Source organism: Streptomyces himastatinicus ATCC 53653 (assembly GCF_000158915.1).
GTDB lineage: Bacteria > Actinomycetota > Actinomycetes > Streptomycetales > Streptomycetaceae > Streptomyces > Streptomyces himastatinicus.
In genome coordinates this window covers 6,671,874-6,680,687 of sequence record NZ_GG657754.1, presented here as the reverse complement: position 1 = coordinate 6,680,687, position 8,814 = coordinate 6,671,874, and the positions used below count along the sequence as shown (strand labels likewise).

The window sequence follows — 8,814 nt, the reverse complement described above, 5'->3', positions numbered from 1 at the left end:
GCCGTCCCTCCGACGGCGGCAACGAATTCGCCCAGCTGCGCGGCGCCACCCCCGTGCTGCCCGCCGTCGCCGCGTTCGCCGAGCTGGACCTTCCGGACGGCCTCGCCGCGGAGCTGGCGCTCCAGGGCATCACCGTGCCGTTCCCGATCCAGGGGGCCACCCTCCCCAGCGCCCTCACGGGCCGCGACGTCCTCGGGCGCGCACAGACCGGCTCCGGCAAGACCCTGGCCTTCGGCCTCGCGCTGCTGGCCCGCACCGCCGGGCAGCGCGCCGAACCCCGCCGTCCGCTCGCCCTGGTCCTGGTGCCGACGCGGGAGCTGGCCCAGCAGGTCTCCGACGCGCTCGCGCCCTACGCACGGCGACTGCGGCTGCGCCCGGCCACCGTGGTGGGCGGCATGTCGATCAACCGCCAGGCCAATGCCCTGCGCGACGGCGCCGAGGTGGTCATCGCGACCCCGGGCCGCCTCCACGACCTGATCGAACGCGGCGACTGCCGACTGGACCAGGTGCGCATCACCGTGCTCGACGAGGCCGACCAGATGGCCGACATGGGATTCCTCCCCCAGGTCACGCGGCTGCTGCGGCAGGTGCCCGCCGACGGCCAGCGCCTGCTGTTCTCCGCGACCCTCGACAACCAGATCAGCCGACTGGTGCGCGAGTTCCTCACCGACCCGGCGCTGCACTCGGTCGATGACTCGGCGGGCGCGGTCACCACGATGGAGCACCATGTGCTGCACATCGCGGACACCGACAAGCGCTCCGTCGCCACCCGGGTCGCCGCCCGGGACGGCCGCGTGATCATGTTCCTGGACACCAAGCACGCCGTCGACCGGCTGACCCGCCATCTGCTGGCCAACGGCGTACGGGCGGCGGCGCTGCACGGCGGCAAGTCCCAGCCACAGCGCACCAAGACCCTGGAACGCTTCAAGACCGGCGACGTCACCGCGCTGGTGGCCACGAACGTTGCGGCCCGCGGCATCCATGTCGACGACCTCGACCTGGTCGTCAACGTGGATCCGCCCTCGGACCACAAGGACTATCTGCACCGCGGCGGGCGCACCGCCCGCGCGGGCGGCTCCGGCAGTGTCGTCACGCTCGTCCTGCCCGACCAGCGCCGGGAGATGACCCGGCTGATGACCGCCGCGGGCATCACCCCGAACACGGCCCAGGTGCACTCGACCGACTCCGAGCTGGCCCGTATCACCGGCGCCCAGGAGCCGTCGGGCGTCCCGGTGACGATCAGCGCCCCGGCGCAGCGGCAGGCGCCCGGCCCCCGGCAGACGCGCCGCGGCGGCGGTGGCGGCGGTGGGCGTTCGGGGCGGCCGTCCAGCGGCGGGTCCGGCAGGGGTTCCGGTGGCGGGACCGGGCGCGGCTCCGGCGGCGGGGCTGGACGCGGCTCCAGCGGTGGCTCCGGCGGTGCGACTGGACGTGGCTCGGGCGGCGCGCCCGGGCGCGGCTCAGGTGGCGGGTCCGGCCGGGGTTCCGGCGGCGGGTCCGGCCGTAGCCGCCGTCCAGGCCGTTAGGGACGGTCCGAACCGCCCTGGCCGGGGGCTCCCCGGACGCCCCCGGCTCGGCATGGCCGCGTCACGCCCGCAGACGGGTAATGCACCCCATTTCCCGGACGCAGGGGCGACAATGGGCCACATGCCGATACCCAGTACCGTGCCCAGTCGCGCCGAACTGATCGACCATCTCGTCCGTACGCGCATCGCGGGTGACGTCGCCACCCCACGCGAGAACAACCTCTCCCACTACCGCAAGCTCGCGAACGGCGACCGCCACTACTGGCTGGGTCTGGAACTGGGCGACCGCTGGGTGGACGAGCAGGACGTGCTGGCCGTCATGGCGGAGCGGTGCGGGGTGATCGACGACCCGGAGCACCGTACCGGGCAGGACACGATCGACCCGGAGCTGACGGTCGGCGCGCTGGACCGGATGGCGTCCGTCCTGCGGAAGGCCGCCGAGGCGCAGCAGCGGGTGCTGTTCGCCACGGGGCACCCGGGCGGGCTGCTGGAGGTGCACAGCGCCACGGCGTCGGCGCTGCACGCGGCGGGGTGCGAGATCGTCGAGATCCCGGGCGGGCTGCACGCGGACGAGGGGTACGTCTTCCAGTTCTGCGACGTGGCCATGCTGGAGCGCGGCGCCACGCTGTGGCACACCCACTCCCCTGCCCCCATGGCGGCCATCCTGGACGGGCTGGCCCGGGAGGGGCGGCCGCTGCCGGACCTGGTCGTCGCCGACCACGGCTGGGCGGGGTGCGCGGGGCAGCGCGGCATCGACGCGGTGGGGTACGCGGACTGCAACGACCCGGCGCTGTTCCTCGGCGAGGCGGAGGGGACGCTTCAGGCGGTGGTCCCGCTGGACGACCACGTCACCAATCCGCGGTTCTACGCGCCGATGACGGCCTATCTGCTGGACGCGGCGGGGCTGACGGCCCAGTTCTGACGCGCGCCGCCGGGGACGCGCGTCGGACCGGTACGCGCGTCAAACCGGTACGCGCTTCAGGCCGACCGCACACCGGGAGGGACGCGCGTCGCCGCCTCACCCCTCCCGGGGGCACCCCGGGCTCACTTCTTCGGGCGCGGGCGCGGCACCCGCATGACCCCTTCCTGGATCACCGAGACGGCCAGCCGCCCGTCGGCGGTGAAGATGCGGCCCTTGGCGAGGCCGCGGCCGCCGGACGAGGACGGGCTCTCCTGGTCGTACAGCAGCCAGTCGTCCACCCGGAAGGGCCGGTGGAACCACATGGCGTGGTCGAGGCTGGCGCCGACGATGTCGCCGACCGCCCAGCCACCGCGGCCGTGGGCGAGGAGTATCGAGTCCAGCAGCGTCATATCGGACACATAGGTGGCCAGGCAGACGTGCAGCAGCGGATCGTCGGCGGCGCCGTCCAGTTTGCCGTCGGTCCGGAACCACACCTGCGACTTCGGATCGCGGGGCTGTCCGACGCTGCCGTACGGCGGGGCGTCCACGTACCGCAGGTCGATGGCGGCCCGCGCCTGGAGCATCCGGTCGACCACCCCCGGCCCGGCGAACAGGTGCTCGTACCGGGGCAGCAGTTCCTCGGCGGTGGGCAGCGAGAGCGGATCCGGCACGTCCGGCATCTGCTCCTGGTGCTCCAGCCCCTCCTCGTCAAGCTGGAAGGAGGCGGAGAGGTGGAAGATCGGCTTCCCGTGCTGGACGGCGACCACGCGGCGGGTCGTGAAGGAGAAGCCGTCGCGGATCCGGTCGACCGTGTAGACGATCGGCGCCCCGGGGTCGCCGGGCCGCAGGAAGTACGCGTGCAACGAGTGCGGCGGACGGTCCTCCGGGACCGTGCGGCCCGCGGCGACCAGGGCCTGGGCGGCCACCTGGCCGCCGAAGACCCGCGGCACGAGGGGTGCGGCATCGCTGGTGCCGCGGAACATGTCCTCTTCGATCCGCTCCAGGTCGAGCAGGTCGAGCAGGCTCTGTAGTGCGTCATTCATGGTTCAAGCAGTCTTGCAGACCCGTGTTGCGGCACCGTTGCCGACGAGCGTGCTCATGACGACCGTCACAGCCCCATCGACTTGGCGACGATGGACCGCATGACCTCGCTGGTCCCGCCGTAGATGCGGGTGACGCGGGTGTCCGCGTACAGCCGGGCGATGGGGTACTCCATCATGTAGCCGTAACCGCCGTGCAGCTGGAGGCACTTGTCGATGACGACGGCCGCGTGCTCGGTGGTGAACAGCTTCGCCGAGGCGGCGTCGGCGGCGGTCAGCTCACCGGCGTCGTGCGCTTCCAGGGCCCGGTCGACGACCGCCTGCATGGCGTCCACCTCGGCCTTGCAGTCGGCCAGCGTGAACTTGGTGTTCTGGAAGGACGCCACGCTCTTGCCGAAGACCTCGCGGTCCTGGACGTACGCCTTGGCGAACTCGACCGCCGCGGCGGACTGCGCGTACGCGCTCACGGCGATGCCCAGGCGCTCCTGCGGCAGGTTGTGCGCGAGGTAGCCGAACGCCTTGCCCTCCTCGCCCAGCAGGTCCTCCACCGGCACCTTGACGTCGGTGAACGACAGCTCGGCGGTGTCGGACGTCTTCAGCCCCAGCTTCTCCAGCTTGCGGCCGACCGCGTAGCCCTCGCTCGTGGTGTCCACGACGAGGATGGATATGCCCCCGCGGCGGTCCTCGGGGGTGGCGGGGGCGGTGCGGGCGCAGACCAGGACGCGGTCGGCGAGCACACCGCCGGTGATGAAGGTCTTGGCGCCGTTGAGCACGTAGTGCGTGCCGTCCTCGGACAGCTTGGCGGTGGTCTTCATGCCCGCCAGGTCCGAGCCGGTGCCCGGCTCGGTCATGGCGATGGCGGTCATCAGGTCGCCCGAGACGAAGGAGGGCAGCCAGCGCCGCTTCTGCTCCTCGTTGCCGTACTTGAGGATGTACGGCAGACAGAGCGCGGTGTGGACGCTGCTGCCGCCGAAGCTCACACCGGCGCGGGCCAGCTCCTCGGTGATGACCGCGTTGAACTTGAAGCTGGTCTCGCCCGCGCCGCCGTACTCCTCGGGGACCTCGATGCCGAAGATGCCCAGCTCGCCGAGCTTCTTGTAGAAGTCGCGCGGGACCTGACCGGCCTCCCGCCACTCCTCGTACTCCGGCACGACCTCGGCGGCGATGAAGTCGCGGATGGTCTCCCGGAATGCCTCGTGATCCTCGTTGAACACCGTGCGACGCATCTCTGCGGCCTCCCTCTGGCTAAGCGCTTGCTCAGCCGAAGCTACCGGCCAGTTAGGTCACCTGTCCAGAGCGTCCGAGGCGTGGGCGCGACCGTCCGCATCATGGGCCGCGCCGAAGGCCCCCAGGGCCAGACGGTGCAGCAGGGCGGCGGTGGCCTCGCGACCGGGGAGGGCCCCGGGGCGGCCCAGGTGCGGGGTGGAGTTGAGCAGCCCGAACACGGCGTGGACACAGGCCCGGGCCTCGGCCTCGGTGAGCCCCGGATAGACCTGTCGCACGACCTCGACCCATAGCTCCACGTACTGCCGCTGGAGCGAGCGCACCAGCTTGCGGTCGGTGTCCCGGAGCCGGTCCAGCTCGCGGTCGTGGAGGATGATCAGCGGGCGGTCGTCCAGGGCGAAGTCGATGTGGCCCTCGATGAGCGAGTCCAGCAGCGCCGCCGGGGCGTCCCCGGCCTCCGTCGCCTCCGCGGTGCGCCGCTTGCCGCCCGTCAGCAGCCGGCCGCTGATGCCGACCAGCAGCTCGGCCAGCATCGCCTCCTTCCCGGCGAAGTGCCGGTAGAGGCCGGGGCCGCTGATGCCGACCGCCGCGCCTATCTCGTCGACGCCGACGCCATGGAAGCCGCGCTCGGCGAAGAGCCGGGCCGCCTCCTTGAGGATCTGTTCGCGGCGGGTCGGTGCAGGGGCTTGCGTGCTCATGGAAGCAATTCTAGACAGCGCGGTTAGTGGTCGTTAACCTGGTGGGTGTCGAGTTAACGACCACTAACCACGACGGCGAGACGAGGGGGCCCGTAGCGATGGAGCAGGCACCGGTGCTGCGAAGCGGCGCCGACCCGGGGTCCGACGCCTGGCAGGCCAACGAGGCCGCGCACCGCGAGCTGGCCGCGCGGCTGCGCGAGAAGCTCGCCACGGCCCGGCTGGGCGGCGGCGAGAAGGCGCGGGCCCGGCACACCGCGCGCGGCAAGCTGCTGCCGCGCGACCGGGTGGACACCCTGCTGGACCCGGGCTCGCCGTTCCTGGAGCTGGCGCCGCTCGCCGCCGACGGGCTGTACGAGGGCCAGGCCCCGGCGGCGGGGGTGATCGCCGGGATCGGGCGGGTCGCGGGCCGTGAGGTGGTCGTCATCGCCAATGACGCCACGGTCAAGGGCGGCACGTATTACCCGATGACGGTGAAGAAGCATCTGCGCGCCCAGGAGGTCGCGCTGGAGAACCGGCTGCCGTGCGTCTATCTGGTCGACTCCGGCGGCGCCTTCCTCCCCATGCAGGACGAGGTCTTCCCGGACCGCGACCACTTCGGGCGGATCTTCTACAACCAGGCGCGGATGTCCGGCGCCGGGATCCCGCAGGTCGCGGCGGTGATGGGGTCCTGCACGGCGGGCGGGGCCTATGTCCCGGCGATGAGCGACGAGGCCGTCATCGTGCGCGGCCAGGGCACGATCTTCCTGGGCGGGCCGCCGCTGGTGAAGGCGGCCACCGGTGAGGTCGTCACCGCGGAGGAGCTGGGCGGCGGCGAGGTCCACTCCCGGGTCTCGGGTGTCACCGACCACCTCGCGGAGGACGACGCCCACGCGCTGCGCATCGTTCGTACGATCGTCTCCACCCTGCCGCCCTCCCCCGCCCAGCAGGGCGCCCCGCCCTGGCCGCTGACGCCCTCCCAGGAGCCCGCGGTCGACCCCGCCGGGATGTACGGGGCGGTCCCGGTCGACTCCCGCACGCCGTACGACGTACGCGAGGTGATCGCGCGGGTGGTGGACGGCTCGCGGTTCGCCGAGTTCAAGGCCGAGTTCGGGACGACGCTGGTCACCGGCTTCGCCCGGATCATGGGCCATCCGGTGGGCATCGTCGCCAACAACGGCATCCTGTTCTCCGAATCGGCCCAGAAGGGCGCCCACTTCATCGAGCTGTGCGATCAGCGCGGCATCCCGCTGGTCTTCCTCCAGAACATCTCGGGCTTCATGGTCGGCCGCAGCTACGAGGCGGGCGGCATCGCCAAGCACGGCGCCAAGATGGTCACCGCCGTCGCCTGCACCCGCGTCCCCAAGCTGACGGTCGTCATCGGCGGCTCCTACGGCGCGGGCAACTACTCGATGTGCGGCCGGGCGTATTCGCCACGCTTCCTGTGGATGTGGCCCAACGCCAAGATCTCGGTGATGGGCGGCGAGCAGGCCGCCTCCGTCCTCGCGACCGTCAAGCGCGACCAGTTGGAGGCCCGCGGCGAGAAGTGGAGCACGGAGGACGAGGAGGCGTTCCGGGCGCCGGTCCGCGAGCAGTACGAGACCCAGGGCAGCGCGTACTACGCCACGGCGCGGTTGTGGGACGACGGGGTGATCGACCCGCTGGAGACCCGTACGGTGCTCGGCCTGGCCCTCACCGCGTGCGCGGGCGCCCCGCTGCCCGACCGCACGGTCAAGGAACCCGCGGCGCCCGGCTACGGCGTCTTCCGGATGTGAGGGGATGCACCCGATGAGTGCGGCGCATGCGATGTTCGACACGGTCCTGGTGGCCAACCGCGGGGAGATCGCGGTCCGCGTCATCCGCACCCTGCGGCGGCTCGGCGTCCGCTCGGTCGCCGTGTACAGCGATGCCGACGCGGACGCCCGGCACGTCCGGGAGGCGGACACGGCCGTGCGGATCGGCCCGGCAGCCGCCACCGAGAGCTATCTGTCGATCGGGCGGCTGCTGGACGCGGCGGCCCGTACCGGCGCCCAGGCCGTCCACCCCGGCTACGGATTCCTCGCGGAGAACGCGGCGTTCGCCCGCGCCTGCGCCGACGCCGGGCTCGCCTTCATCGGCCCGCCCGCCGGTGCCATCGAGCTGATGGGCGACAAGATCCGCGCCAAGGAGACCGTGCGCGCGGCCGGGGTGCCCGTGGTGCCGGGCTCCTCCGGCAGCGGGTTGACGGACGCCCAGCTCATCGACGCCGCCCGGGAGATCGGCACCCCCGTGCTGCTCAAGCCGTCCGCGGGCGGCGGCGGCAAGGGCATGCGGCTGGTGCGGGACGAGGCGCTGCTCGCCGACGAGATCGCGGCCGCCCGGCGTGAGGCGCGCGGCGCGTTCGGCGATGACACGCTGCTCGTCGAGCGCTGGATCGACCGGCCGCGCCATATCGAGATCCAGGTGCTGGCGGACGGCCACGGCCAGGTGATCCACCTCGGCGAGCGCGAATGCTCGCTCCAGCGCCGCCATCAGAAGATCATCGAGGAGGCGCCCAGCCCGCTGCTGGACGACACCACCCGGGCGCTGATGGGCGAGGCCGCGGTGCAGGCGGCGCGGTCGTGCGGCTATGTGGGCGCGGGCACGGTGGAGTTCATCGTGCCGGGCGCCGACCCGTCCGCGTACTGCTTCATGGAGATGAACACCCGCCTCCAGGTCGAGCACCCGGTGACTGAGTTCATCACCGGGCTCGATCTGGTGGAGTGGCAGCTGCGGGTCGCCGCGGGCGAACCGCTGCCCTGCGGACAGGACGGCATCACCTTCGGCGGCCATGCGGTGGAGGCCCGTATCTGCGCCGAGACCGCCCGCGCGGCGGGCGACGGCCGGGTGGACTTCCTCCCGTCGGCCGGACCGGTGCTGGCCCTGGAGGAGCCCTCGGGCGAGGGGGTGCGCGTCGACTCCGGGCTGAGCACCGGCACGGAGGTCGGCACGGTGTACGACCCGATGCTCGCCAAGGTCATCGCCCACGGCCCGGACCGCCCCACGGCGCTGCGCCGGCTGCGCGCCGCCCTCGGCTCCCTGACCGTCCTCGGTGTGGACACCAACACGGGCTTCCTGCGCCGGCTGGCCGCCCACCCGGAGGTCGCCTCGGGCGATCTGGACACCGGTCTGGTCGACCGCGCGGCGGCCTCGCTCCTCCCGTCCACGGTCCCCGACGAGGTCTACGCGGCGGCGGCGCTGCTGCGCCAGGCGGCGCTGGAGCCAGCCGCCGCTGATACCTGGCTCGACCCGTTCTCGGTCCCCACCGGCTGGCGGCTCGGCGGTGAGCCCGCCTGGACGGTCCACCGCCTCCGCGTCGCGGGGCACGCTCCGGTGACGGTCCGCGTGCGCGGGCGGGCGCAGGACGCCGACGTGCTGATCGAGCACCCGGATGCCGCGGAGGCGAGACGATGCGCGGCGCCCCGCGCCCGCCC

The 8,814-nt window shown here is 72.8% G+C and carries 7 protein-coding genes; 4 read left to right on the top strand and 3 right to left on the bottom strand.

What is annotated here, in order from left to right; genetic code table 11:
- Both SSOG_RS28560 and SSOG_RS28555 read left to right on the top strand, forming a co-directional pair.
- Positions 1-1,523 (top strand): DEAD/DEAH box helicase (locus SSOG_RS28560; RefSeq protein ID WP_281048128.1); only part of this gene is annotated, 1,523 nt, incomplete at its 5' end.
- A 112-nt stretch (positions 1,524-1,635) separates the two neighbouring features.
- Positions 1,636-2,445, top strand: coding sequence for a phosphatase (locus tag SSOG_RS28555; protein ID WP_009717732.1), 810 nt, complete (start codon positions 1,636-1,638; stop codon positions 2,443-2,445).
- Between the two features lie 122 nt (positions 2,446-2,567).
- On the opposite strand, the gene SSOG_RS28550 is transcribed toward SSOG_RS28555, so the two are convergent.
- From SSOG_RS28550 to SSOG_RS28540, 3 genes are all read right to left on the bottom strand, one after another.
- The gene (locus SSOG_RS28550) at positions 2,568-3,467 is read right to left on the bottom strand and encodes an acyl-CoA thioesterase (RefSeq protein WP_009717731.1); all 900 of its coding nucleotides are present in this window, start codon (positions 3,465-3,467) and stop codon (positions 2,568-2,570) included.
- A gap of 65 nt (positions 3,468-3,532) precedes the next feature.
- A complete protein-coding gene (locus SSOG_RS28545; protein ID WP_009717730.1) occupies positions 3,533-4,690 on the bottom strand; it encodes an acyl-CoA dehydrogenase family protein in 1,158 nt (385 codons plus the stop codon).
- A gap of 57 nt (positions 4,691-4,747) precedes the next feature.
- Positions 4,748-5,386, bottom strand: a complete 639-nt coding sequence (locus SSOG_RS28540) for an SACE_7040 family transcriptional regulator (protein WP_009717729.1) — start codon at positions 5,384-5,386, stop codon at positions 4,748-4,750.
- A gap of 98 nt (positions 5,387-5,484) precedes the next feature.
- Here SSOG_RS28540 and SSOG_RS28535 point away from each other — a divergent pair, with 98 nt between their 5' ends.
- The gene (locus tag SSOG_RS28535; protein ID WP_039938919.1) at positions 5,485-7,137 is read left to right on the top strand and encodes a carboxyl transferase domain-containing protein; all 1,653 of its coding nucleotides are present in this window, start codon (positions 5,485-5,487) and stop codon (positions 7,135-7,137) included.
- Positions 7,138-7,168: 31 nt separating this feature from the next.
- The coding region (locus SSOG_RS28530; RefSeq protein WP_078510430.1) for an acetyl-CoA carboxylase biotin carboxylase subunit at positions 7,169-8,814 on the top strand (1,646 nt) is incomplete at its 3' end.

What these genes read in the sequence shown, in the direction of transcription:
- SSOG_RS28540 (WP_009717729.1), bottom strand. Translation starts at nt 5,386, where the DNA reads ATGAGCACGCAAGCCCCTGCACCGACCCGCCGCGAACAGATCCTCAAG.
- SSOG_RS28550 (WP_009717731.1), bottom strand. Translation starts at nt 3,467, where the DNA reads ATGAATGACGCACTACAGAGCCTGCTCGACCTGCTCGACCTGGAGCGG.
- SSOG_RS28555 (WP_009717732.1), top strand. Translation starts at nt 1,636, where the DNA reads ATGGGCCACATGCCGATACCCAGTACCGTGCCCAGTCGCGCCGAACTG.
- SSOG_RS28545 (WP_009717730.1), bottom strand. Translation starts at nt 4,690, where the DNA reads ATGCGTCGCACGGTGTTCAACGAGGATCACGAGGCATTCCGGGAGACC.
- SSOG_RS28535 (WP_039938919.1), top strand. Translation starts at nt 5,485, where the DNA reads ATGGAGCAGGCACCGGTGCTGCGAAGCGGCGCCGACCCGGGGTCCGAC.